Origin of the sequence: Undibacterium sp. Jales W-56, assembly GCF_025548535.1 — a bacterium.
Taxonomy (GTDB): domain Bacteria; phylum Pseudomonadota; class Gammaproteobacteria; order Burkholderiales; family Burkholderiaceae_D; genus Undibacterium.
In genome coordinates this window covers 306,201-331,296 of the sequence record NZ_JAJLQW010000002.1, presented here as the reverse complement: position 1 = coordinate 331,296, position 25,096 = coordinate 306,201, and the positions used below count along the sequence as shown (strand labels likewise).

The following is a 25,096-nucleotide window of genomic DNA, read 5'->3' as shown; positions in this document are numbered from 1 at the left end:
CTCCGTTATTAGCAGCACACTGATTTCCTTTTTATTTAACGCCCTTTTTTATGTACATCGATTCTCATTGCCATATTAATTTCCCGGAACTCGCTGTACGGATGCCAGAGATCATGGCGAAGATGGTGGAAAACGGCGTGACGCATGCTTTGTGCGTATCGGTCGATTTGCCCGATTTTCCGCAAGTATTGGCGCTGGCAGAAACCTATCCGCATATCTACGCATCGGTCGGCGTGCATCCCGATTATGAGGACACAGAAGAACCCAGCGCAGAGCAATTAGTAGCGCTGTCGCAGCATCAGAAAATCATTGCTATCGGCGAAACGGGGCTCGATTATTTTCGGCTCAAAGGCGATCTGGAGTGGCAGCGTGAACGCTTCCGGCAGCATATCCGCGCCTCCAGGCTGAGTCGCAAACCCTTGATCATCCATACCAGGGCAGCCTCGGAAGACACCATCCGCATCATGCAGGAAGAAGGTGCGGGAACAGAGCAGGGCGGTGTCGCAGGCGTTATGCATTGCTTTACCGAATCACTGGAGGTTGCCGAGGCGGCGATCGCGATGGGTTTTTATATTTCATTCTCTGGCATTCTGACTTTTAAGAGTGCCAGGGATTTGCAAGCGGTGGCGCGTGCTTTGCCACTGGAGCGTATTCTGATAGAAACTGATTCACCCTACCTGGCTCCGGCGCCGCATCGCGGCAAGATGAATGAACCTGGTTTTGTCCGCCATGTAGGCGAATTTTTGGCCGACTTAAAAGGTATTCCGCTGAAACAGGTGCAGGAAGTCACATCGGCAAATTTCTTTAAATTATTCAATCTGGCGCATTGATTCTCTATGATGCTATTCGCTAAATATTTTAAAAACCCGATAACAACGACCGTATTGAGATTGCTGAGCGTGATCTTGATCTTCGCTCAAGCCGCCTTCGTGCTGCCGGCACACGCTGACGCTTATGATGATTTGCTGGTAGCAGTGAAGTTCGATGATATCGAGGTAGTCCGCTCTTTACTGAATAAAGGCATAGACCCGAATTCAGTCGAGGCAATTCGGGGCGAAACCATCTTGATGCTGGCATTGCGGGAACATTCTCAAAAAGTGTTCGAGGCACTGTTAAAGCAACCAGACATCAAGATCGAGGCCAGGGCAAACAATGGGGACACCGCCATCATGCTGGCCTGTTTCGAGGGGAATGTAGTCGCAGTCAAGCAATTGCTTGAGGCCGACGCGCAAATCAACCGGCCCGGCTGGACCGCCTTGCATTACGCCGCTGCCAAAGGCAATGTCGAAATCATCGGCATCTTGCTTGAACACTCCGCTTATATCGACGCGGCATCACCGAACGACACCACGCCACTGATGATGGCCGTCCGCTCAGGCAAAACAGATGCGGTAAAGTTCTTGCTTGATGAAGGGGCCGACGCGAGTTTGAAGAATCAATCAGGCATGACCGCCTTGGATTTTGCGCTCGCATTTGAGCAGAAAGAAATTGCCGACTTATTGAAGTCAATAATCAAGAAATAGATTCAGCCTTCCGCTTGCCACGTTGCTTGCTACTGTGATGCAATTGAAAAAAACCGCACTGGCAAGTGCGGTTTTTTTATTTGAGTGTCCTGCATCATCTAAGGCTGGCGCTGTTCCAGTTTCAAGCCGACCGCAGTGCGCGCCGCAAAGCCTTTCCAATAAGTGTGATCACTCTTGAATGCGCCGTTGCTGTCAGCCGACCATTTACCGTCTTTGGCATTGTCGACCAGAGTCAGGTAGGGATCCATCGCCTTATCGTTTTTCAGATATTTCCCCAAAAATGCCGTCACAAAATGCTGTGCAATATTGTTCATGCGGGTGTTATCCCATACCGCATCCATATAATGCTCCGCCGGAGAGCGTTTCATTGCCGGTGCCGGGAGCCAGGCTTCTTTCGGCGGCGGCATCGGTGCGCCGGCATTGTGGTTGGCATTCTCAAACGTCAGCAAAAATCGCGGCGCATTCACACTCGCCTCGAAAATATTCCGCACTCCCGGCGAGTAACCAGAAACATCATCGACACTACCGGCCACAAAAAACACTGGAGTCCTAATAGCCGCCAGGCCGGCAGCATCCCATACACCGAAATTCCAGCCCCAGGGAGCGAAGGCAACCGCAGCCTTAATGCGCTTATCCTGTGACGCAAGGTAATTCGCATTGCCGGACTGACGCAGCGCCAATGCGCCGTTCGGCACGCCGGTAGGGGCTTTCACGCTTTTTTCCGTGAAGCCGCCGCCGATGACATTAACGACGCCGTAGCCACCCATAGAGTAGCCAATCAGGCCGGTGACATCTGCATTGATCAGTCCTTTTAAATTGCCGCCTGCCGCACTGGCATTGAGTCTTGCCATTTCGTTTAATACAAAGAGCTGATCCAAAGGCCGGTTCAATAAGGTACTGGCGAAAGCGCCCTGATCGTTATATGTGCTATCCGTATGATCGATGGCGACCACGACGTAACCTTTGCTGGCAAGATTTTCGGTCAGATGGCTTAATAAAAAACGGTTGCCGGGATAGCCGTGGGAAACGATCAGCAGCGGGTAAGGCCCATGCGCCGTATCGGGCGGCGCATCGCGGACGGCTTTGCCAGCCAGGGTGATCGGCGTTTTTCCATCGCGCAGATAAGTGCTGTAGTGACCTGCGCCGGCTTGGCCGTCGGGCAGACTAGCCGGATACCAGACCTCGACTGTCAGCGGCCTGTCATAAGTGGGAATGGCATCGCCTGGTTTGGCTTTCAGAATATCGAGTTGCCCGGCATGGACGAGTTGCAGGGTCTTTACGCCGATTGCCAGGCTACCGTATTGGGCCAGCTCCGGTGCATCCGGGCGTATTGTATCGATGTGGTTATCTTCTGCTGCGGCATAGCGGGCCTGAGTCAGCGCGAGGCTCAAACAGATTGCAAGAGCCATGGGGAAAAGTTTTTTCTTCATAAGATTCCTTGATTGTGCCGGTATTTAAAAATAGTACCCACCATAGAATATCAGCAGTGCTTGATGGCTTGAAATGACGGTCGTCAACGGTACACTGATCATATCGTTGATTTTTTTCGCAAGTAATAGCTAAAGCGCAGGGCGACCGCTAACACGCCAATCGCGCCGATCAGCATAATATTGGTCGTGCCTATCCGTGCCAGCAATCTTCCCGCAATCCCGACGCCCACTGATTGCCCCAGGAAAAAACACGATGCAAATGCAGAAACCGCGGCACCTCGCCTCTCCGGCGCCATCTGGGTCGCATTGATCTGCAAAGTATTGTGCAGCATGTAAAAGCCGAGTCCCGCAATAAAGCATCCGGGAATAGCCCACCACCAGTCAGGCGCCAGTCCTATCGCCAGTAAAGAGGCCGCTAAAAATATACCGCCCCATCGCGTTAAGCCGGACTCGCCGAAGTAATGAACCAGTTTTGCCGAGCCCACTGCAAACGCAAATCCGCCGAAGCCAAATAGCATAATCAGCGCTCCCGCCGAACTAAGAGAAACGCCATGCACTTGATGTAAATGACTCGCGATAAAAGCGAAAGCACCGTATAAAAATGCACCTTCCAGAAATACCGTACCCAATACCAGACGCGCCCAGGGCAGGGCGGCGATTTGGCGGAATTCTGCGAACATATGAGCAAGCGCTGCACCTTCGATCTTTCGGGTCGATTTGGCATACAAAGGTAATTGCCGGTTTAAGAGGATCAGGCCAATTCCAACCAGCAAAAAAATAATAGTGACCATGATAAACGGCAAGCGCCATTGCCCGGCATCGGCAGCAAAACCGCCGATCAATACGCCGGTCGATAAACCGAGAATTTGTCCGATAAGGAAACGAGCCAGTACCGGTTGACGACGCTCATAGGGAACGACGTCACCTATCCACGCCATGGATAAGGGAATGATCGCAGCCGCAGTCGCACCGGCCATCAAGCGCGCGACGAGTAAATGCTGAAAGCTATTCGCCAGTGCGCACAGCATGGAAGTAAGCGCACAGGCAAAAGCAGCGCAGGCCACCACAAAATATTTACCATACCGGTCGCCAAGCGGACCAAAGAATAATTGCGACAGGCCGTAGGCAATTGAGAACACCGTCACCACTAGCGAGGCGTCCCCAAGTGCGATGGAAAATTCTTTTGCCAGCAAAGGCAGCAGGGGATCCGTCACCCGCAATGAAATACCGCTGCCGAATGCGGCCAGAGATAAAAGCGGTAATGCAATGCCCGGTATCGGCGTCGGTGCAGTTGATGCAGGGGTATTTGCTGGATTCATGAAAACAGTTGTTGTGCAAAAAATTCATTTGAAGCAAAGCGACGGATCAACATGCGCGAGACTGGCGACGGCATAGCGGCATCGATTGATTTCTTATGAGGCAGCCATGCATTTTAGAGGGAAACGATTTTTTGCGTCGGATGCTAAAAAACATTGGACGCGCGGAGTTTGAATGCTGCAGTTTTATTTAAACTGTGTTAGCTCAGACTTGAGCTGGCACTGCCTGTTGATTAGTGCCGTTGAACAGCTGTTAAAGACTGTTTGCGGTCATTAGATCTCTCAAGGAAGCTGCAGAAAGCACCTCCAAAGTGAACATTGTTGCTTCGGGCTTGTTGCGGGGCTCATGACATGTGACCTTATGGAAGTAGAAGTAGATGGCCCTGCAAGAGGCGCACCACTTCGCCTTTGTTTCTACTGTTTCATTAGACTGTCTACCTCTTTGTATAAACGGGTCAGGTGATCAATTGTTAAATCAAGAATCGGTTCATACATGAACGAATTTAGATGAATATTCGAACTCACCGTAATGCCGACTTTTTCAAGCGTTCGAAGTGCTGGAGAATCGGGTTCTAATTTAGTGTATTCCTTTATCAATACCCCAAACTGATTTTTTGATTCACACCAATAATTTTGATCGTCTCTGATTTTTCTGATTTTCTGAATAAGAAACTCTTCCGACCTCATGCGTGTTGCCATGGAAAGCAAAACCTTATCTTCCAGATTCAATCCGGCGTGGTTCATTTCGTTGGATATAGCGTGAGCCTGCTCATGCAGCAAGTCCTTGATGGGCTTGTCATTTCCGACGTGTTCGGTTTCAAAAAGTCTGTTGTACACGTCAAAATAGTCTGCCACTGTGATGCTATCAGTATCCTTCTTCCAATGAAGCAAACAAGTTAACTTGAGATAGTCTGCATCATCTTCGCCCTTGGTGTATTCGATCAGATTGCGAGTGAATGGAATGGTTGCGCACATTACGCGCGAATTTGTGTGGACCTTTTTTTTCAGAATGCCAATGAAGTAATTTTTGATTCCGTCAGCTTTCGAGAGCGATACGCTTGCAGTTTGGCGATTGGCCATCAAGCATCTATCGTGATGAACAAAATTATTCGCAAGAGTTCTAAAAAAATCAAAATTATGGGTCAGAATGAGTTGGTAGAAATTGGGCTTGTTATCCAAGTCTTCAAGGTATTGAATAATGGCATGTTTGTTCTTGTAATCGAATGAATCGGCAACGTCGTCGATGATGAATAAGGTTTCTTGCCCAGATAGTGATCTCGCTTCGACTTCAAAAATAAAATTCAACAAATAGAGAGCACGCTTTTCACCTTGACTCAATGTTTTTATTTCCGATCGAGACCATTCAACAATGTCGTCGCCATCTTTAAACGTAAATTTGAGTCTAGCTTTTTCCTTTCCCAGTGCAGCTTGTGTTTGGTTTGCCACCGATAGAGTGAATGGCATATCCACGAATCGATCATTGAAAAGCGTAACGGCATCAGACCATCTCGGGGCGGATTTAGCTGCTTCTGTTTCTATGGCTTTGATTTCTTCCTTGGTTTTGTGGTGTAGTTCAATATAACTGGCTGAATCTGGACTGTTTTGTACATATTGAGCCCACAATTCCTGTCGGAATTCTGCTTGCTTTTCTGGTTTCAATCGGTCAAGAAGGGCGTCAATTTGACCACTCGGCAAATTTTCAATTAGATCAGCTAACGCCTGTGTTTGTGCGTTCTTCGCTAGGCTTGTTCGAATTTTCTTTAGATTTTCATCTTCGTCAATATGGGCGTGAATTTTCTTCAATCGCTCATCCAGTTCGGTCTTGCCAATGGCGGTTGCATCCCCCCGCATTTGCAATCGGTGGCCACCGTTAAAAAAACCTTGCTTATCCAACGTGCTGAATGATGTTTCGGCCCTCACTGGATTAAAGACGCCTTTTTGATAAATCGTGCCTTCTTGACTGAAAAGCTCTTGATAGCGGGCGTTGAATTCTTTGGCGTTGGATACGAATTCCGCACTTTTTAGAACCTCAATGGCCTTTTGATCAAATAGGGTGCTGTAGTTGAGTTGGGTAACGTCCCCGCTTATGGTACGTTCTTTTAGCTTTGCTACGCAGTCTGGGAAATCGTTGGTTCCTACATCTTCAAGCAGTGCTTTTTCAATATCTTTCTTGGCAAGTCCAGATGCCTTTTGGAGTGCATTAATGACTTTTGTCTTTTGTTTATCCAGATCAATTAATATCGCATCGTAACGAGATTTGTGTTCAGGGTTGACAAGGATATCCGTTATTGCGGAGCTATCCTCTTGTATATCTATTTCAGATTTAAGGACATAAATAGAATCTTTTTGGATAGGTTTTCCGTCAATTAATGCTTCGGAAGTAGATGGCCTGTTATAACGCTCTTCCTCGGCATTTTTTCCTTGGGCAAGCTTTTCAAACGTCTTAGTGAAAGAAGTTTTCATGAGCCCATTAGGAGCGTAAATGGCGAAAGCTTTATTGCCCGGCTTTCCATTTCCAAAATCGAATTCATCGTCGAGAGACTGAATTCCATAACAGTTCTTGAAGTTCACTCGCAGTATTTTCATGCACTCCCCTAAAATTAATGCCTCCGATAGAACGTCTCTGGCTCGTACTACCATTTAATATTTAAATATTAATAATTTGCAGCGTATCTGACGTTAAAAATTCAGCTTGTCACTCACGATGACGTTTGCAGATACTCATCTCCGGCAGATTCTGTCAGATCAAATGCGAGTCGCGACATGGATATTCAGCGGCAATGGCATCGCGTACCTGATCGAATGCGGACAGCGCTTCCGCTATCACTTGCTTAGTGCCATCGGTTTGGCATGCCCTGACGATCATTCTGGTGCTGACACTTAAACGTAAAGCGCTGACTGCGACGCCATCACGTTGCCCGCACTGAACTGGTTGACCTAGCTGAAGGCGTCCGGTTTTCGTATTGCCTATCATCAGCGCGCGATAGACATGATGAGTTTCCGTACTGTTTAAAGGTCTGCGCTGATGGTTGGGTGCAGTGTGATGCAGCAGGAAAGAAAAAATAGTCTGCTCTTGATCCCAGTTCTGTTGATGCATTAGTGCAGATCGGTCTAGTTCTCTGACGGGTAGTGCTTCCAATACCGGATCGTTGAGCAATCGCTCTTTAATTGCGGCTTTAAATTCCTGCAAAAAATCGGTGATTGCTTGATTTGGAATCGTTAACATGCACCGCAGTTCAGCCATGGCGGCTTCCCAGCGAAGCAATAATCCAAAATTCGTTTGATGGTGTAGCGCGTGATGAGCGAAAAAGTCCATCGGCCAATCTTGCGCGCATGAGTAATCTTGTACTTGCTTATGCAATTCAGCATGCCGAAAGCGCTGCGCAACGCCCGGCGGTATCAGCAACATGCCAGAGAAGGTAGGACCGGTCAGAAATTTTGAGCCGGTCAATGCCAGCATAAAATCATGCATTACATAGGCTTTTACGGTCGCCACGGATAAACGGAATTGACAGGCATCGACGAACACCTCAATGTGCTCAGGCCACTTTTGCTTGAGCGCCAGCACGATCGCTAAACTTGGGAATATCAGGCCAGTTTTGCTGACATCGGTCAGGACGGTTAATACTCTCTTGCCTTGCGATGCCTGTTGATCCACGTAAGCGGCGTATTCTTTATCTATGCTGGCCGCATCGCGTAATGCGCCGCTTGCTGTGCGGGCATCGATCATGTGTACCTCGCCATGCCATTGGCTGACGGGCGCACCAATCCGTAATTGATCGGCAAACACCGATCGTTGATTAAAGTGTTCGCCACGCAAAGCGAGGGGAATGCTGCTGCCGGTTTCTACCTTGTTGATCATGACCGTGCATGCGGGCTGTAGCCATTGCGCTGCCAGCAGATGGATGTCGGTTCCGGATGCCGCCGCTAACACCTGTACTCCGAGGTCGTTTAATCTGCAGTGAGTCAATAATTCCTGGCGCAGCCTATCCATCTGTTCCTGATACACCACCTGCGGTTGTTTGCTGATGAGCTGGTGCTGACAGAGTTGCCTTAATTGTTCCGCCGCCAAAAAACCGGTTTCAGAGACGGTGGATGCGGTTGACGATCCGAAGCTGAGTAATTCCGTATCCGGTTGATGGCCGCAGCCATAGACGGTCAGTCCTGAATCCGCATCCGGCACAATACGATAATCACCGCCACTGGCAAGTAGCTGGCGGGTAGTCGGCAATGAAAAGCTGGTGTTATCGCTCAAAACGGATTAGCTCGTCACGTTGTCTGCATTGCTGTTGCGGGCGTTTTCCAGTAACTGGCGGAACGCATTGAATACTTTGCGCATAGCAGGTTTTTTATAGGGATACATATCCACAGGATCCATCGCGTGGACAATCATGGCGTTGTCCACTTCAAAGATGAGCAGATCACCGGTCAGCGTTTCGGCACAATCGATACCGAGATAAGGAAGTTGCATCCGCTGGTAAATAGCCTTGAGCGCCTGGGCATGACGCAGCGCAAATTCGTTCTCAAAATTTGCCATGCATTGCGCTTCTTCCGCACGTTTTTCGGCGCTCTCGTTCATGCCTGCATTCAGGTAGTGCACCATCCAATGCGAGGATACCGCAAAGTGGCAAACAAACGGTTGACCTTCAATGAGCGCGATACGGTATTTGCGGAACAGCCCGTCCGCGCTGCGATAATCGACGAAGCGCGATAGATAGAAGCGATCGGCAGCCACTTTGGCGAGGTAATCGGCCGCATCTTCTCTGGAGGCTAATTTTTCCAAATTTTGACCAGCATGAGAGCCGACTGGCCTGACGATGAACGGAAAGTTGTCGTTGGGCAGAAGAGTCTGCGGATTGATGCCGCCGTTGGCCAGCAACTCCAATGTCGCTCTGTCGATGCGCACGGTGACGGGCATATCGACGCCGGGTAAATTCTGCAAGACGGCACAGACGCCATCACGCGACAGCACGGCGATGTGTTCCGGCAAATTAATCACAGGACGTGGCCATTGCGCGACCAAAGCTGCGATCTGCGCAAGCAAGGGCTGGTTGGCTTCAGATTCAGCCATCGCGACCATCATGACATCATGGTCGGGGACGATTTCGGGCCATTCGGAATTCAAGGTCAGGTAAAGCAAATCCAAGGAGACATCGGAGTCTTCGACTAAGAATTCAATCGGTGTATTCGCCATCAGATCGCCCGGCCCCATGAGGACCAGTAAGCGCAAGCCTGGTACGTCGAGTTTGGACGGGATCGAGTAGAGCGGCTGCATTTCTATCGCCTGGGCTTGCATCGCCATTGCGACATCGCGATGACCGATCAATTGCAATACCGTCGAGCAATCCAGGTAGGCATTCGCATCGCCAGGATTGGCTTGGGCCCTGGCTAGCAATGCTTCGCCCAGTGGCTTGAGGTCTTCGTTTTTAAACGCGCGGCGCATCAATGGCGCAACCCCGATTAGCGGTGAAAATGCCTGGCTTGCAGAAGAGAGGAGATCGGTCATCGTTATTCCGTTTGAGGGTGTATTTTAGCTGGTTGAGCGCGGCGATTTGCGCCTGTATTGGTACCTATATGCAGGACCGCCGAAACTAAAGCATCCATATCCTGTTGATTGGTTCTATGGTTGAAAATGGCGGTACGTATCGCTAACTTGCCGTCAATCGTCGTCATCGATGGAACCGCGATACCTGACTCATGCAAGTCGGCGACGATCTCCTTATTCAGCTGGTCTGCATTATCGCTGCGGTAGCGGAAGCATACAATGTTCAATGCAACGGGGGCGAGCAGTTCCAGTTCGGGATGAAGACGTATTTGTGTCTCAAGATAGCGAGCCAATTGACAGGTATTCGAAATAATCCGCCCCAGTTTTTCTGTGCCATAGACCTTGATGGTGAACCAGGTTTTTAAAGCACGGAATCCGCGCGACAAATCCGGACCAAAATCGCAAGGCCACGGCGATCCGCCCGCCAGTCCGCGCGCTTCACGGCTCAGGTAGGCTACCGGTGCGGCAAACGCGTCCATGTGTTGAGCGGCATCGCGCACCAGCAAAAAGCCTGCGTCATACTGCACCTGACCCCACTTGTGGAAATCAAAAGCGATAGAATCTGCGCGTTCGATTCCCGTCAGTTTGGGGGCTATATCCGGCGACAGCATACCCAATGCGCCATAGGCGCCGTCAACGTGGAACCACATGGATTCAGATTGTGCGATTTCAGACAGGGCATTCAAGTCATCGATGGCACCCACATCGACCGTGCCCGCAGTCCCGGCGATAAAAAATGGCTGTAATCCTGCTGCACGGTCAGCCGCAATCGCCAGTTGTAATGCATGGATGTTGATTTGATGCTGTTGATTAACCGGAATACGTCTCAGAGCGGCAGTGCCCAGACCGGATAAATCCATCGCTTGCGCGATGCAACCGTGTGCTGCGGCAGAGGTGTAGGCGACCAATTTGGCTTGATGCGATTGCAGGCCTTGCTGACGTATCGTTTTACCCAGGCATACTGTTCTTGCAACCAGGACGCTCATCAGGTTCGCCATGGAGGTCCCTGTAACAAACACGCCGCTTGCGGTATCGGGGAAGCGAAATAATTCGCGCATCCAGCGCACGATCTGGCGCTCGACTTCAACCGGCATTTGATTGCGGCCGCCAAGATTGGCGTTTAAACCGGCACTTAATATCTCCGCCGCCATGCCGACTGCCGTGCCGCCGCCGTGGACCCAACCCATAAAGCCCGGATGAACATTGCCCACCGCATAGGGCAAAACCGATGTCATAAAAATTTGATGAACCTCGCTCAGGGCTTGTCCCTGGTCCGGCAATGCCTCATGAAAAGGGGCGCGGATTTCATCGGGGATAGGTTGCCAGACAGGACGCTGGCGGATGTGTTCAACATAGTCGAGCATGTCGTCAAGCATGCGATGACTTTGTGCGCGAAAGTCATTCCAATCGACAGGGTCAAGCGAATCAATAGCAGTTTTTTGCATCTATGCCTACCGCAAACATGAATAACTGATTATCGCACTTGGAAAAAATATTGTTGATGTTTTTTAGCAAGAAAATTTTGTTCAAATCGGCTGACTGAATTGCCCGGATTGCGAGTTCAGTTAAAAACTAAGTACGTACATCATATGGAAGAATTTACAAAATAAATTTTGACAAGCGGTATTTTCTGACCTATCTTGAGTTGACTATAAATTAATAATTTATTGACAATTAATTTTTAAAATCGGACTTCCGCAAAACGACAAGCTGCGTAACACATTCACATTGAGACCGCAGGCTGGATGCGGCTTTCAGCGGCATTTCGTGCCAACAGGCGCGCCTGGCTTGCGGGTTCGTTTTGATATAAGCATTCCAGTAGCAGTGACTCTTGGCTTTTCTCTACGTCTCTGTGGCCAGAGGTTTTGGTTTTTGCGTAAATTCTAAAATCAGTTTTAAAAATTCTCATCTCTGCAAATTGAAGTGAAGCCATTTGTTGCATTCGGGCTGCAGTAACAAATGTTGTGCTAGTGACGCTAGTAATCATGTGGCAGCCCAATTCATTCATGGGAGTGCATCATGCTATCGCAAACAGCCAGAGATTTTATTCTTCATATCACCAATTATTTTCACGGTCACTGGGAAGATCCCGAGTGGGGCAGGATGCCAGTCAATCAGCTCTTGGTTGGACTCGCCATCCGTGAGCTGGCTCAGGGAATTCAGGATGTTGAAATCCGTGGTCATATTCAAACCGCAGCAGATAAAGCCATCGCGAAAAACAGCCAGCTTGTCGCCCGACATTGATGCATTTTTCCTGCTCAAAGAGAGAACATTGCCTGGAATCTGGTATCGCACTGCGCGATCTGCGCTGGAGTTTGCGGCGCTAGCTTGCGCATGCAAACCATCCAGGCGCGTAGCAGGCTGGATAAAAAAAGGGAGAAATCGACATGGCCAATATCAAGATCGCCGTGATCAATGCAAGTACCGTGATTACCGATGATAAAGAAGTTAAAAAAGTGGTGGATGCCTTACAAATTCAGGTACAGCGCGACTTTGCTCCGGCCTGGGGCGTTGATGCCGATCTGCGCGTGGTTCCCAAGGGAAAAAAGCCGGCAGCAGGCGAGTGGTGGCTGGTCATCCTTGATAATTCCGATCAGGCCGGTGCGCTTGGTTATCACGACGTGACCAAAGATGGATTGCCGCTTGGAAAAATATTTGCCAAGACAGATCAGACATATGGTCAGCAATGGAGCGGCACGGCCAGTCATGAATTGCTAGAGATGCTGGCAGACCCAAACATCAATCTGACGGTTTTTGAAGAGCAAACGGCTGGCGGACGATTGTATGCTTACGAAGTCTGCGATGCTTGCGAAGCAGAGAAATTCGGCTACCAGATTAATGGAGTGCTGATGTCGGACTTTGTCTATCCATCCTGGTTTGAGTCTTTCCGCACATCTGGAACGCAGTTCGATTTTATGAAAAAAATTAAGAGTCCATTTCAGTTGCTGGCAGGTGGATACATTGGCTTTTATGATGTACAAGCTGGATCGGGATGGCAGCAGCAAACCGCGGAAAAAGTCAATTTCCGTTCCAGGCCGCCCGTCGGCAGCCGTCGTGAGCGGCGCAGTGTGCCATTGGGACAGAGAATTGCCAGTACGGTTTGAGTTTGCCAGGATTTGACAGCGCTAAAAATAGCGGCCTGTAGTGATTATTTCAGTACTTATTTTAGTAACTAACTGCCGCCAAAATTTCTACGCAAGGATGTTCGTATGCTTGCCGTAATTTCATACGAATGCAGGCGAGCGGTGTGATCGAAAATCTGCGACGTGATCATCAATTCATCCGCCCCGGTCTGGTCGATAAAAGTTTGCATAGACTTGGTTACTGTATCGGGCGAACCGATTGCCGAGCAGGATAATATCTGCTCGAGCAAGGCTTTTTCTCCCGGATGAATCTGATGGAGAAAATCATCGACTGGCGGCGGCAAGCGCTTCGGCCTGCCGCTGCGCAAATTGATAAACGCTTGCTGTGCCGAGCTTGCCAGGTAATGCGCCTCTTTGTCTGAGTCTGCTGCGAATACATTAAAGCCAAGCATGACATACGGCTTTTGTAATTGCGCCGATGGTTGGAATCTTTCACGATAAATGGCGATCGCCTGCATCATTTGCGTCGGTGCAAAGTGTGAGGCAAAGGCATATGGCAGACCCAGGCTAGCAGCGAGTTGCGCGCCGAACAAACTGGAGCCTAGTATCCAGACCGGAAGTTTTAAGCCGGTTCCGGGAATGGCGCGCACGGCTTGCCTTGGCTCATCTGAAAAATAATCGATGAGTTCCGCTACATCTTGCGGGAACTCATCGGCGTCTGAACTGAGCGTCCTGCGCAAGGCTCTGGCAGTCGCCTGATCTGAGCCGGGTGCGCGACCTAGTCCCAGATCGATCCGTCCCGGAAACAGCGATTCCAAGGTGCCAAATTGCTCCGCAATCACCAAGGGTGAATGGTTGGGCAGCATGATGCCACCGGCACCGACTCTGATCGTCGATGTGCTCGCCGCGACATGGCCGATCAAAATCGCGGTGGCGGCACTCGCAATGCCAGGCATGCCATGGTGTTCTGCCAGCCAATAACGGTGGTAGCCCCACTGTTCTCCATGCTGAGCCAGGCTCAGCGTATTGCGGAATGATTGCGAGGCGTCGCTGCCTTCGGCAATGGGGGCGAGATCAAGAATAGAAAATGGAATCATGCAAGGAATATGGGTTTGTTGAAACAAAGCACAAGTGTGGTTTATAAATCTTGAGATGAATTATGATTCATAGGGCTTACGCAAAAAACAAACCTCTGACCATCGGGATACGCAGACACAGAGGAATCTCGATATCAAAGAACCCGCAAGCTGGATGCGGCTTTCAGAGGCATTTCGTGCCAACAGGCGCACCCAGCTTGCGGATTCGTTTTGATGGGGAGCAGTTTGCCGTTTCGTGTAAGTGCCGATGACATTCGGGATTTAATTAAAAACGCTTATCCGGTCACGCCTTCTGTCTTCATGCAGCTAGCATCTCGTAAATCGTTTAAAGCGACCAACGACGACCAATCCACAGAGTGTAGCACTCAAGTAAATCATGGGTTGGCGCGCATCCTGTTAAGCGGATATCGGCAGGACAGTCTCACCAGCCGCGAAAATCTGATATTCCCCGGCACCTAGCTTCAATAAACCTTGTATCCCCTGTTCGACATTCACTACTTGGCCGCTGGTGAATACGGTCAAACGAGTTCGTTGCATTTGTCGGGATACGGATTTTGGGATGGCAGGTATTGCGTGTATCAATTTGTCTAACCGGCGCGCAACCGCCTCGCCGGTATCGATGATGTGGACAGGTGGGCACGCGCTATCGGCAATTACTTGCCTGATCTGATCTGCGACAAAAGGATAATGGGTGCAACCGAGCACCAGCGTGTCTATGCCTTGCTCCAGCAATGGGTGGAGATAGCGGCGCAGTAAATTGAGGGTGGCGTCGCTATCAAGTTCAATTTTCTCGATTTGATCCGCCAGGCCTACGCAGGCTTGCGGCAGAAACTGCGTGCCGGTGTCGCCACTGAGCTGGTTTTTTAATGTCTGGAATTTATTGCTTTGTAATGTGGCTTGCGTCGCCAGTACGCCGACGATATGGTTTTTACTTTGCTGTGCTGCCGGTTTCAGGCCAGGCTCTACGCCGACAATAATGAGGTCGGGAAAAGCGCTGCGCAGCGCTTTGATCGCGGCTGCGGTTGCGCTGTTGCAGGCCACGACGATGGCTTTGCAATGTTGCTTGCGCAGGAATTCTGCGATGACCAGACTGCGTTCAATGAGGAACGACTCTGACCTGTCACCGTAAGGTGAGAAGCCAGAATCTGCAAAATAAATCAGCGATTCATCAGGGAGTTGCTGCCGTATATGCCGGAGTACGGACAGACCGCCAATGCCGGAATCAAACACACCAACCGCACCATCGTCGTCAATTGCTTGCATAGTGTGTTTGTTCCCGCTGGTCTTTAGTTCGTCACTGGAATGATGCCGATCTTTGATTGCCATTCTTTTGGCCCGGTATTGTGTACCGAGGTGCCTTTAGAATCGACCGCTACCGTGACCGGCATATCGACGACGTCAAATTCGTAGATTGCCTCCATCCCCAGGTCCGCGAAGCCAACGACTTTGGCGGTTTTGATCGCTTTGGAAACCAGGTACGCCGCACCGCCCACCGCCATCAGGTAAGCCGACTTGTGGTTCTTGATCGATTCAATGGCAGCCGGACCGCGTTCCGCCTTGCCGATCATGGAAATCAGGCCGGTTTTTTCCAGCATCATGTCGGTGAATTTATCCATGCGGGTGGCGGTAGTCGGGCCTGCCGGGCCGACCGCTTCATCGCGCACCGGATCGACCGGGCCGACGTAGTAGATCACGCGATTGGTGAAATCGACGGGCAAGCTCTCGCCTTTGGCCAGCATGTCCTGGATGCGTTTGTGCGCGGCATCGCGGCCGGTCAGCATTTTGCCGTTGAGCAGCAAAGTCTGGCCCGGTGTCCAGGACGCAACTTCTTCCTTGGTCAGGGCGTTCAGGTCGACGCGTTTGGATTTTTCGGTATCGGCGGTCCAATGTACGTCCGGCCATGTCGAGAGCGCAGGCGGATCCATGTAGACCGGACCTGAACCATCCATGACGAAATGCGCATGGCGGGTTGCCGCGCAGTTCGGGATCATCGCGACCGGCTTGGATGCGGCATGGGTCGGATACATATTGATCTTCACATCCAGCACGGTAGTCAAGCCGCCCAGGCCTTGCGCGCCGATGCCGAGCGCATTGATCTTGTCGCACAATTCGATACGCAATTCTTCGGTCTTGTTTTGCGGACCGCGTTGTTTGAGTTCGTACATGTCGATGTCTTCCATCAAGGACTCTTTTGCCATCAACATGGCTTTTTCTGCCGTACCGCCGATACCTATGCCCAGCATGCCCGGCGGACACCAGCCGGCGCCCATGGTGGGTACGGTTTTCATGACCCAGTCGATCAGGGAGTCGGAGGGATTGAGCATCACGAACTTCGATTTGTTTTCCGAACCGCCGCCTTTGGCCGCGACCTGTATGTCGATCGTATTGCCCGGCACCAGTTCCATGTGGATCACGGCTGGCGTGTTGTCTTTGGTATTTTTGCGGTCGAACAAGGGGTCGGCCACGATCGAGGCGCGCAAGACATTGTCGGCATTCGCATAACCCTGGCGCACACCCTCATTGACCGCATCCGTGATCGAACTGGTGAAACCTTCCAGCTTTACACCCATGCCGATTTTCATGAAGACGTTGACGATCCCGGTATCCTGGCAAATCGGGCGGTGACCTTCAGCGCACATGCGCGAATTGGTCAGGATCTGGGCAATGGCATCTTTGGCTGCGGGGCTTTGCTCGGCTGCATACGCGCGTCCCAGATGGGCGATGTAATCGGCAGGATGATAATAGCTAATGTATTGCAATGCGGCGGCAACGGATTCGATCAGGTCGTCTTGTTTAATGACTGTCATGATATGGCTCTTGGCTAAGTGAAAAATCAGTGTGGATGTTGAATGTTTTTCGGCTGCGTTTTGGGTCTGGATGAGAAAATAACGCTGGCCGGCGGGAATAGCGTGTGCGTGGAGTCTTTTGACATGAGGCAAATTGGGGCGAAATAGCGAAGCAACCGCTATTTTACACGGGCATGGCGCTGGTCGTGCAGCTTCGCTCGCAGCAGAATTGAGATAGCGTAAGGCTTGAGTAAGTCTCTGCGTCTATGGTAATGGCTGTCGTAGGTGGCATCATTTGTGGCATTATTTGCAATGTCATTAAAGTCGGGTAATTCAACGCAATCTATTGTGAGGAATCGCTGAGTTGGCCATTGCGACCGGAGTGACCATGAATTCAATCAATAAGCCAATTACAATAAGCCGGAGATAACCATGTCTGACCTTGACGCTGCGAAAGCAGAATCTCGTATTTTTCCACCGCCAGCCGCTTTTGCCGCAACTGCCACGATTTCCGGCATGGCTGCCTACAATGCGCTCTGCGCTGAAGCCGAGCGGGACTATGAAGGTTTTTGGGGCAGATTGGCGCGTGAGAATTTGCATTGGCATAAGCCTTTCACCAAGGTGCTGGATGAGACTCAGGCACCGTTTTATAAATGGTTTGAAGATGGCTTGCTGAACGTTTCGTATAACTGCCTGGACGTCAATCTGCAAAACGGTAATGCCGACAAAGTCGCCGTCATCTTTGAATCGGACGGCGGCGACGTGACCAAGGTGAGCTACCGGGAATTGCACCGCAAGGTGTGCCAGTTCGCGAATGGCCTCAAGTCCCTGGGAATTGCCAAAGGCGATCGTGTCGTCATCTATATGCCGATGTCGGTGGAAGGCGTGGTTGCGATGCAGGCGTGTGCGCGTATCGGTGCGACACACTCGGTGGTGTTTGGCGGTTTCTCGGCTAAATCCTTGCAAGAGCGCATCGTTGACGTCGGTGCAGTGGCGGTGATCACTGCGGATGAGCAGGCGCGCGGCGGCAAGCATTTAGCGTTGAAATCGATTGTGGATGAGGCATTGGCCCTGGGTGATTGCGACAAGGTGCGCAATGTCGTGATCTACCAGCGCACCGGCGGCAACATCGCGGTGGTGCCAGGTCGCGACATCTGGATGCATGAATTGGTGGCCAGCCAATCGGATGTTTGCGAGCCGGAGTGGGTCAGTGCCGAGCATCCGCTGTTTATCCTGTACACCTCAGGCTCCACCGGTAAACCAAAAGGCGTCCAGCATTCTTCCGGCGGCTATTTGCTGTGGGCGATCCTGACGATGAAATGGACCTTCGACCTGAAGCCGCATGATGTGTTCTGGTGTACCGCGGATATCGGCTGGGTGACAGGGCATACTTACATCACTTATGGCCCGCTTGCCGCAGGTGCAACTGAAATTGTCTTTGAAGGCATACCGACGTTCCCGAATGCCGGTCGTTTCTGGGACATGATACAAAAGCATAAGGCAACGATTTTCTATACTGCGCCAACGGCGATCCGCTCCCTGATCAAGGCGGCCGACGGCGATGAAAAAATCCATCCCAAGCAATATGATTTGTCGTCATTGCGTTTGCTGGGCTCGGTTGGCGAGCCGATTAATCCCGAGGCCTGGATGTGGTACTACAATCACATCGGCAATCAAAAATGCCCTATTGTCGATACCTTCTGGCAAACAGAAACCGGTGGCCATATGATGACGCCGTTGCCGGGCGCAACGCCGCTGGTACCCGGCTCCTGCACCTTGCCTTTACCCGGCATCATGGCCGCAATCGTGGATGAAACCGGGCACGATATACCGAATGGACAAGGCGGCATCCTGGTCGTAAAGCGCCCGTGGCCATCGATGATCCGCACCATCTGGGGCGATCCCGAGCGCTTCAGGAAAAGCTATTTCCCGGAAGAGTTCGGCGGCACGATGTACCTTGCCGGGGATGGCGCGATACGCAATAAGGACACAGGTTACTTCACGATTACCGGTCGCATAGACGACGTGCTGAATGTCTCCGGTCATCGCATGGGCACGATGGAGATTGAATCCGCGCTGGTGGCGCATCCGCTGGTTGCCGAAGCGGCGGTGGTCGGCAAGCCCGACGACACCACGGGTGAAGCGATCTGTGCTTTTGTGGTGTTGAAGCGCAGTCGCCCAAGCGGCGATGAAGCGAAGCAGATCGCCACGGAATTGCGCAATTGGGTAGCCAAGGAAATCGGCCCGATTGCCAAGCCGAAAGAAATTCGCTTCGGGGATAATTTGCCTAAGACGCGATCCGGCAAAATCATGCGTCGCCTGTTGCGCGTATTGGCTAAAGGTGAGGAAATTACGCAGGATATCTCGACACTGGAAAATCCGGCAATTCTCGATCAGCTCAAGCAGGCCCAGTAAAAGCCGGCTTGATAAAAGTCGGCGAATCTGTGACAGAGGCAATGCAGGCTGCCGGCGCGCATTCAGAAAATCACTGGGGTTTCTATCCATGATGGGCAGGGCCTCAGTGTCGTATGGGAGCTTCTCGTTCCTGCCTAATAAAATCCGTATTTTCTGATTTTTTATCCGATTTTAGTCACAACGCCTGGATATACTGGAGTGCATCAATTCATTTGAGAGAGTTTCAGTGACATCCTTAATTCCCATGGCGCAAACAGAGTTTGACGCCTACATCGACAACGCAATCCCTGCCTATGCAAAAGAAAAAGTCAGGTCTGGACAATGGGGCGAAGCAGAGTCGTTGAAGTTGGCGCGAGCATCTTTTGATGAATTGCTGCCGCAAGGTCTGACTACGCCGGATCATTATCTGTTTTCGATTCAGTCAGATGATGCTGTCCACCTCGTCGGCATGATATGGATCGCCGCACAAACCAGGGCCGATGCGCGGATCGCCTATGTGTACGATGTCATGGTGAAGCCGGAATATCAACGTCTTGGTTATGCAACGGCGGCATTCCAGGCGCTGGAACATGAAGTCAGAAAGCTCGAACTATCAGGGATTGCCTTGCATGTATTCGGCCACAACAAAAGTGCGCAGGCTTTATATCAAAAGCTGGGATTTTGGGCGACGAATATAAATATGTTTAAAAAGATTTGATGGCAGGACTGACGCAACAACCCAAATCTCTCATTACCGCGACGCGGAGACGCAGAGGGCGTCATGGAATGCCGATATCAAAGCGAAGCCGCAAGCTGGCTGCGCCTGTTGGCGCGAAATGCCTCCGCAAGCCGCATCCAGCCTGCGGTTTCGTTTTTAAAAATTTCCTGTACATGATGGTAGGCAGCTTGCTGTTTTGCGTAAGTGCTAAATGGAAATTCTTGTCACGCAATTCAATGCAGACAGTCAATAAATGATGCGCATCCGGAATTGCCGGCCTTTGATATTGCTGCGACTGAGTTTTTCCATTGCCTGTTCCGCAATATGCCGGTCCAGCGCGACGTAGGTCATAAATTCGAATACATTGATTTTGCCGACCTGTTCTTTGCGTAATCCAATATCGGCAGTGAGGGCGCCCAGCAAATCGCCCGGTCGCAGTTTGTCTTTTTTTCCACCCATAATACAGATGCTGACCATCGGCGCTTGCAAGGCGTTGCCGGGGTTCTCTTGCAACTCCTTAAGCTCATGCCACCTGACGGCTTCGCCCTGGTATTCTTCAATGAGCTTTACCCATTTTTTTTCGCCCGGTGTGGCAAGGCTGAGCGCCAGGCCTTTTTCGCCCGCACGGCCGGTACGACCGATGCGATGGATATGCACTTCGGTGTCTTTCGACACATCGACATTAATCACCGCCCCCAGCGTTTGTATATCGAGGCCGCGCGCAGCGACATCCGTGGCGACCAGCACAGAACAGCTCTGGTTGGCGAAGCGCACCAATACGTCATCGCGGTCTCGCTGTTCCAGATCGCCATGCAGCGCCAATGCGCTGATGCCTTGTGCCTGCAATTCGTCAGTCAGTTCTTTGCAATGGATTTTGGTATTGCAAAAGGCAATGGTAGAAGCCGGTTGATAATGATTCAGCAGGCGGGCCACTGCCGCATTGCGTTCTTCCGGCGTGACTAGATAAAACAATTGCTCGATATGGCTATCGTTGTGCTGCGACTCGACTTTGACCTCGGCAGGGTCGCGTAAAAACTGCTCGCTCGCCTTGCGGATATCGTCTGGATAGGTGGCGGAGAACAGCAAAGTCTGGCGCCGCGGCGAGCATGCCGCAACGATGCCATAAATATCCTCATAAAATCCCATGTCGACCATGCGGTCAGCCTCATCCAGCACCAGCGTCTGTACGGTATTCAGGTTGATGCTGCCGCGTCCTATGTGATCCAGCAGGCGACCGGGAGTGCCGACGACGATATGTGCGCCGTGTTCCAGCGAAGCGATTTGAGGCCGCATTGCCGTACCGCCGCATAGCGTGAGTACTTTGACGTTCTCTATCGAGCGGGCCAGGCGACGCAGTTCATTGGAGACCTGATCCGCCAATTCGCGGGTCGGGCAAATCACCAGGCCTTGAATCGCGAAATAGGTAGGATTTAATTTTGCCAAGATACCCAAACTGAACGCCGCTGTTTTGCCACTGCCAGTCTTAGCCTGGGCAATCAGATCCCGTTGCTCCAGGATGATAGGCAGGCTGGCGACCTGGATCGGCGTCATTTCCTTGTAACCCAGACTGTCCAGGTTGGAGAGCAAAGGCGCCGACAAGGGCAGGGTATTAAATGCAGTCTGATTGGACATGGGGGGCTTGATTGAATTCGTATCGGTGGAATAAATGGCAGTCTAACATTCATCGTCTGGATCGGCGGCATTCTGATCCTGTTGACTGTTAACGACTCAACGCCAGATCGGCAAGCCGCTCGCATCCCTGTTTTCATCATACTGCCAGATCGGCAGGCCGCTATGATCAACCGGACAGAGCGCATGCAGCAGGTCAAGTTGCACCTGTTTAGCTAGTGTAGGCTTGCGTTTGCTTATCTTATTACGGTGTCGTTTAGGCTCTTCCGGGCCTTCCGTCTGCGCAGCATGAAAACCGGGCAGTTCTAATGTTGCCGTATCTTTGGTATCTCTCATCGCGTTTTGTGTTTCTCAGGGGTTACAATTTAAGAACACGAAAATAAAATAGCGAGGCAGCCGGGAACAGAGACTGTCAGCGGCAAGCGCAAAAATTAAACTGGGAAATGTGCGGACGCACGAACATTGGTTGCGGGGGCAGGATTTGAACCTACGACCTTCGGGTTATGAGCCCGACGAGCTGCCAGACTGCTCCACCCCGCGTCTGAGGGGGCGAATTGTACCTTGGCATGGCGTGCGGCACAATCAATTCCTGAATTATTTTATTTGCCGTCATTTCCGCGCTGCCGACATGTGCTTGATGGTGCCTGGCAACTGTCGTGAATCATTTATCTTTTTTGTCATAGATATATATGAGCCCACATAAAATTTCTAAAAAATGCATGCATAATAGCTAGCTTTGATAGCCCGGCTTATTTCAACAATTTCCATGCATTTATACGCGTTTGATCATGAAGTAAATCGGCTTGAAACGGAATTGACGACACTCGCTGGTGCCGCACGTATCAGTCAGTCGGTGCTGCTTGCCTGGTATCTGCGACAACGCGATAGCCGGCGCGCCTTGTCTCTGGTCAATGAGGTCGATAATTTATTGCGGAATAGTCCGCTCATGCCCGATCAGCGCAGAGTCGTGCGCGCGCGGATGGCGATTATTCGGGCCGAAGTCGCGGCGCTATTTCGCGAGTTTGAACAAGCGGAAGAGCTTTTGCATAACGCGCGAACGGTCTTTTTTGCGATGAGCGATCTGGTCGGTGAGGGCGATACTGCACTGACGGAATCTTTGCTCGCCTTAGAGCAAGGCCAGATGGAACGCGCCAGCTCTGCTGCGCGCCATGCAGTGAATCGTTATCAACTGACTGGCGATGCGTTGCGCAGCAGTCTGGCGCAGGCCTGGGAAATTTACCTCAACGCTTATTCCGATGCAGATAATACGAATGAGCAACTGCAAGCGCTGATCGCAATTAGCCCGGAGCCCAGACATCCCGCGCTGGCTGCCTTGATTTCAGCCGCCCAGGGTGAAATATTATTTTCGCCGGAACTAACCCGGTCGGCAGTGATGTATGCACAGGCTAGCGAGTTTGCCAGGCAGGCAGGTTTGGTGCGGCTGGCAATTATGGCGGCGGCTAATGCCGGCGTGTGCCTGCAAAAGCTCGGCGATTTTAATGAGGCGGCTGCCAGCTATGATTGGGCAGTGTCGCGCGCGCGCCAGACCGGCTGGCCTGCATTGATCGGCTTTAGCCTGATGCGTCTCGGTGAGTTGCTGCGACATCTGGGGCAGCTTGACCAAAGCCAGATCGTGTTGCAAGAAGCGCTGGAGAGCCTGGACGCGAATAAGAGCGGTATTCACAAGGCGATTGCCCAGGCCGAACTGGCCAATACCTTATTGCTGCAGGGTGAGGCTGAGCAGGCCGCGCGCTACTTTGCATCTGCCATTGGCCTGTATCGCGAAGCAGGGTCGCGAAATAATTTGGCCGAACATTTAATCTGCTATGCACGCGCACTATCCGCCTCCGACAAGCCAGAGCAGGCTCTGGCGGCGATCGCAGAGGCGCGGCAATTGATTATTGAACCTTCCATCAATGCACTGGGCGTTGATATCAGCATGGCGCTGGCTGAAATACATGCCATGCATAAATTACCCTATCCATCGCCGATGACGGCGCCGAATATCGTGCTGCATTTTTTGCAGGAGGCGCTGAGTTTCGGTAAGTCTTTGCAGGGCTGGCTGGCACCTTCCAAATTGCTTTTGTCGTTAGCCGAGGCCTGGTCTGAGGCCGGCGACGGGCAACGCGCTTTCGCTTACGCAAAACAGGCGATTGCGGCGGACCGGCGTGAACGTACCAAGCAAGCAAGCAATTGGGCGACTTTGATGCAAGTACGTTACGAAACCGAGTGCGCCAGAGCGGAGGCATTGCACCATCAGCAATTGGCCGCCACCTTGATTGAGACTACCCAGACCCTGGATCTGTTAAGCAAGATCGGTCAGGAAATTACGGCAGATTTAAATCTCGACAGTGTATGCAGGACCTTGCATCGCCATCTGGAAGCCTTGCTGGATGCAAGCGATTTATCGATCTGGCTGTTAGCCAATGACGGTATTGGCCTGAATCTGTACCACAAGGTTGAAAACGGTGAGATACAGGCGATTCAAACCTTGATTCCGGACCGGAATACCCGACATGCCGCGCGTTGCGTTACCGAGGCGCAGGAGCTGTTATTCGAAACGGATGGCGCCGCTGCTGACGATGACGCCTCACATGCATCTAAAATTCGCACTGCCTTATTCGGTCCCTTAGTGGTGGGCGATCGGGTGTTGGGCGTGATGTCGATACAGTCTTTAAATCAGTCGGCTTATGCCGAGCGCCAGCGCTTGATTTTTCGCAGTCTGTGTGCCTACGGTGCAATTGCATTGGATAATGCGCATGCGCACCACGATTTACAAAAAACCCAGCTGCAACTAGAACAGGCGCTGAAAGAATTGGAAGAAGCCAGCCTGACGGATCCTTTGACTGGCTTAAAGAATCGCCGCTTCCTGTCGCAAAACATCGAAGCGGACGTGGCCTTGAGCGTTCGTAGTTACCAGGCATCGTCCACGCCGGAAGAGCCGACCGGACCGAAGGATACGGATTTATTGATGTTCCTGGTCGATCTGGATCATTTTAAGCAAGTCAATGATAAGTACGGTCATGCCGCCGGTGACGCGATTCTGGTTCAGATACGTCAACGCCTGCAACAAGTGTTCCGCGATTCGGATTATTTAATACGCTGGGGTGGTGAAGAGTTTTTGATTGTGGCGCGTGGCACGTCGAGAGACCGGGCGGAGGAACTGGCCGAACGAGTCAGAAACATTGTCGCCGAAATTCCATTCCAGCTGGAGGGCGATGTATTCATAGGACAAACCTGCTCAATCGGCTTCGCCTGTTTTCCATTTGTAAAAGCCTACCCGCGGGCGATTGACTGGCAAGACGTGATTGATATTGCGGACATCGCTTTGTATTCGGCTAAGCATTGCGGTAGAAATAGCTGGGTCGGCTTGCATGCGGAAGAACATGCCTGGCCGGAGCTATTATTGTGCACCTTGAAAGCGGATGCGCAAACGGCGATACTGAATAAGGAATTGCGCTTATCCACCAATAAAGAGCAAGAGACGGTATTGCATGCTTTAGCGAAGAAACCTGAAAACTGAAACGGTGATTGCAGGACTGAGCCGAAGCTTGCCAGCTGCAATAATAAAATCA

19 protein-coding genes and 1 tRNA gene are annotated in these 25,096 nt (G+C 51.3%); 7 read left to right on the top strand and 13 right to left on the bottom strand.

The genetic code is table 11. The annotated features are described in order from the left end of the window. Window positions 1-50 precede the first annotated feature (50 nt). On the top strand, window positions 51-830 hold the full coding sequence (locus tag LPB67_RS07410) for a TatD family hydrolase (protein ID WP_262836482.1): 780 nt from the start codon (window positions 51-53) through the stop codon (window positions 828-830). Window positions 831-836: 6 nt separating this feature from the next. Next, a complete protein-coding gene (locus LPB67_RS07405; protein WP_262836481.1) occupies window positions 837-1,523 on the top strand; it encodes an ankyrin repeat domain-containing protein in 687 nt (228 codons plus the stop codon). A 98-nt stretch (window positions 1,524-1,621) separates the two neighbouring features. Here LPB67_RS07405 and LPB67_RS07400 read toward each other — a convergent pair whose 3' ends face one another. The 7 genes from LPB67_RS07400 to LPB67_RS07370 form a co-directional block, all read right to left on the bottom strand. Beyond that, entirely contained in the window at window positions 1,622-2,953 is a 1,332-nt protein-coding gene (locus LPB67_RS07400) for an alpha/beta hydrolase family protein (RefSeq protein WP_262836480.1), read from the bottom strand. Between the two features lie 98 nt (window positions 2,954-3,051). After that, entirely contained in the window at window positions 3,052-4,272 is a 1,221-nt protein-coding gene (locus LPB67_RS07395; RefSeq protein ID WP_262836479.1) for an MFS transporter, read from the bottom strand. A 411-nt stretch (window positions 4,273-4,683) separates the two neighbouring features. Continuing rightward, window positions 4,684-6,855 (bottom strand): hypothetical protein, encoded by a 2,172-nt coding sequence (locus LPB67_RS07390; protein ID WP_262836478.1) that lies wholly within the window; start codon window positions 6,853-6,855, stop codon window positions 4,684-4,686. A 154-nt stretch (window positions 6,856-7,009) separates the two neighbouring features. After that, window positions 7,010-8,524, bottom strand: a complete 1,515-nt coding sequence (locus tag LPB67_RS07385) for a hypothetical protein (protein WP_262836477.1) — start codon at window positions 8,522-8,524, stop codon at window positions 7,010-7,012. A 6-nt stretch (window positions 8,525-8,530) separates the two neighbouring features. Then, a complete protein-coding gene (locus LPB67_RS07380) occupies window positions 8,531-9,775 on the bottom strand; it encodes a RimK family alpha-L-glutamate ligase (RefSeq protein WP_262836476.1) in 1,245 nt (414 codons plus the stop codon). Window positions 9,776-9,777: 2 nt separating this feature from the next. Next, window positions 9,778-11,190 carry a pyridoxal phosphate-dependent decarboxylase family protein gene (locus LPB67_RS07375; RefSeq protein WP_262836474.1) on the bottom strand — a complete coding sequence of 471 codons (1,413 nt, stop codon included), beginning with the start codon at window positions 11,188-11,190 and terminating at the stop codon, window positions 9,778-9,780. Between the two features lie 347 nt (window positions 11,191-11,537). Further along, a complete protein-coding gene (locus LPB67_RS07370) occupies window positions 11,538-11,822 on the bottom strand; it encodes a hypothetical protein (RefSeq protein WP_262836473.1) in 285 nt (94 codons plus the stop codon). Window positions 11,823-11,833: 11 nt separating this feature from the next. On the opposite strand from LPB67_RS07370, the gene LPB67_RS07365 reads away from it, so the two are divergent. After that, window positions 11,834-12,058 (top strand): hypothetical protein, encoded by a 225-nt coding sequence (locus LPB67_RS07365; protein ID WP_262836472.1) that lies wholly within the window; start codon window positions 11,834-11,836, stop codon window positions 12,056-12,058. Window positions 12,059-12,201: 143 nt separating this feature from the next. Beyond that, entirely contained in the window at window positions 12,202-12,918 is a 717-nt protein-coding gene (locus LPB67_RS07360) for a hypothetical protein (protein WP_262836471.1), read from the top strand. Window positions 12,919-12,986: 68 nt separating this feature from the next. On the opposite strand, the gene LPB67_RS07355 is transcribed toward LPB67_RS07360, so the two are convergent. The 3 genes from LPB67_RS07355 to LPB67_RS07345 all read right to left on the bottom strand — a co-directional run bounded on the left by LPB67_RS07355 (window position 12,987) and on the right by LPB67_RS07345 (window position 16,801). Continuing rightward, entirely contained in the window at window positions 12,987-13,994 is a 1,008-nt protein-coding gene (locus tag LPB67_RS07355) for an LLM class flavin-dependent oxidoreductase (RefSeq protein ID WP_262836470.1), read from the bottom strand. Window positions 13,995-14,390: 396 nt separating this feature from the next. Continuing rightward, on the bottom strand, window positions 14,391-15,257 hold the full coding sequence (gene murI / locus LPB67_RS07350; protein ID WP_262836469.1) for a glutamate racemase: 867 nt from the start codon (window positions 15,255-15,257) through the stop codon (window positions 14,391-14,393). A 23-nt stretch (window positions 15,258-15,280) separates the two neighbouring features. Further along, complete coding sequence (locus LPB67_RS07345; protein ID WP_262836468.1) at window positions 15,281-16,801, bottom strand: fumarate hydratase; 1,521 nt, start codon at window positions 16,799-16,801, stop codon at window positions 15,281-15,283. A gap of 411 nt (window positions 16,802-17,212) precedes the next feature. Here LPB67_RS07345 and acs point away from each other — a divergent pair, with 411 nt between their 5' ends. Continuing rightward, window positions 17,213-19,195 carry an acetate--CoA ligase gene (gene acs / locus LPB67_RS07340; RefSeq protein WP_262836467.1) on the top strand — a complete coding sequence of 661 codons (1,983 nt, stop codon included), beginning with the start codon at window positions 17,213-17,215 and terminating at the stop codon, window positions 19,193-19,195. Window positions 19,196-19,421: 226 nt separating this feature from the next. Beyond that, entirely contained in the window at window positions 19,422-19,892 is a 471-nt protein-coding gene (locus tag LPB67_RS07335) for a GNAT family N-acetyltransferase (protein ID WP_262836466.1), read from the top strand. Between the two features lie 246 nt (window positions 19,893-20,138). Here LPB67_RS07335 and dbpA read toward each other — a convergent pair whose 3' ends face one another. The 3 genes from dbpA to LPB67_RS07320 all read right to left on the bottom strand — a co-directional run bounded on the left by dbpA (window position 20,139) and on the right by LPB67_RS07320 (window position 22,061). Next, complete coding sequence (gene dbpA, locus LPB67_RS07330; RefSeq protein ID WP_262836465.1) at window positions 20,139-21,524, bottom strand: ATP-dependent RNA helicase DbpA; 1,386 nt, start codon at window positions 21,522-21,524, stop codon at window positions 20,139-20,141. Between the two features lie 96 nt (window positions 21,525-21,620). After that, window positions 21,621-21,857, bottom strand: coding sequence for a hypothetical protein (locus tag LPB67_RS07325; protein ID WP_262836463.1), 237 nt, complete (start codon window positions 21,855-21,857; stop codon window positions 21,621-21,623). Window positions 21,858-21,984: 127 nt separating this feature from the next. Further along, a tRNA-Met gene (locus tag LPB67_RS07320) sits at window positions 21,985-22,061 on the bottom strand. A 274-nt stretch (window positions 22,062-22,335) separates the two neighbouring features. On the opposite strand from LPB67_RS07320, the gene LPB67_RS07315 reads away from it, so the two are divergent. Then, window positions 22,336-25,044, top strand: a complete 2,709-nt coding sequence (locus LPB67_RS07315; protein ID WP_262836462.1) for a GGDEF domain-containing protein — start codon at window positions 22,336-22,338, stop codon at window positions 25,042-25,044. Window positions 25,045-25,096: the final 52 nt, after the last annotated feature.

Excerpts from the sequence above, each read along its gene's own strand:
- LPB67_RS07410 (WP_262836482.1), top strand. The coding sequence starts at position 51 with ATGTACATCGATTCTCATTGCCATATTAATTTCCCGGAACTCGCTGTA.
- LPB67_RS07390 (WP_262836478.1), bottom strand. The coding sequence starts at position 6,855 with ATGAAAATACTGCGAGTGAACTTCAAGAACTGTTATGGAATTCAGTCT.
- murI (WP_262836469.1), bottom strand. The coding sequence starts at position 15,257 with ATGCAAGCAATTGACGACGATGGTGCGGTTGGTGTGTTTGATTCCGGC.
- LPB67_RS07405 (WP_262836481.1), top strand. The coding sequence starts at position 837 with ATGATGCTATTCGCTAAATATTTTAAAAACCCGATAACAACGACCGTA.
- LPB67_RS07365 (WP_262836472.1), top strand. The coding sequence starts at position 11,834 with ATGCTATCGCAAACAGCCAGAGATTTTATTCTTCATATCACCAATTAT.
- LPB67_RS07375 (WP_262836474.1), bottom strand. The coding sequence starts at position 11,190 with ATGCTTGACGACATGCTCGACTATGTTGAACACATCCGCCAGCGTCCT.
- dbpA (WP_262836465.1), bottom strand. The coding sequence starts at position 21,524 with ATGTCCAATCAGACTGCATTTAATACCCTGCCCTTGTCGGCGCCTTTG.
- LPB67_RS07370 (WP_262836473.1), bottom strand. The coding sequence starts at position 11,822 with ATGAATGAATTGGGCTGCCACATGATTACTAGCGTCACTAGCACAACA.
- LPB67_RS07355 (WP_262836470.1), bottom strand. The coding sequence starts at position 13,994 with ATGATTCCATTTTCTATTCTTGATCTCGCCCCCATTGCCGAAGGCAGC.
- LPB67_RS07400 (WP_262836480.1), bottom strand. The coding sequence starts at position 2,953 with ATGAAGAAAAAACTTTTCCCCATGGCTCTTGCAATCTGTTTGAGCCTC.
- LPB67_RS07345 (WP_262836468.1), bottom strand. The coding sequence starts at position 16,801 with ATGACAGTCATTAAACAAGACGACCTGATCGAATCCGTTGCCGCCGCA.
- LPB67_RS07395 (WP_262836479.1), bottom strand. The coding sequence starts at position 4,272 with ATGAATCCAGCAAATACCCCTGCATCAACTGCACCGACGCCGATACCG.
- LPB67_RS07325 (WP_262836463.1), bottom strand. The coding sequence starts at position 21,857 with ATGAGAGATACCAAAGATACGGCAACATTAGAACTGCCCGGTTTTCAT.
- acs (WP_262836467.1), top strand. The coding sequence starts at position 17,213 with ATGTCTGACCTTGACGCTGCGAAAGCAGAATCTCGTATTTTTCCACCG.
- LPB67_RS07360 (WP_262836471.1), top strand. The coding sequence starts at position 12,202 with ATGGCCAATATCAAGATCGCCGTGATCAATGCAAGTACCGTGATTACC.
- LPB67_RS07380 (WP_262836476.1), bottom strand. The coding sequence starts at position 9,775 with ATGACCGATCTCCTCTCTTCTGCAAGCCAGGCATTTTCACCGCTAATC.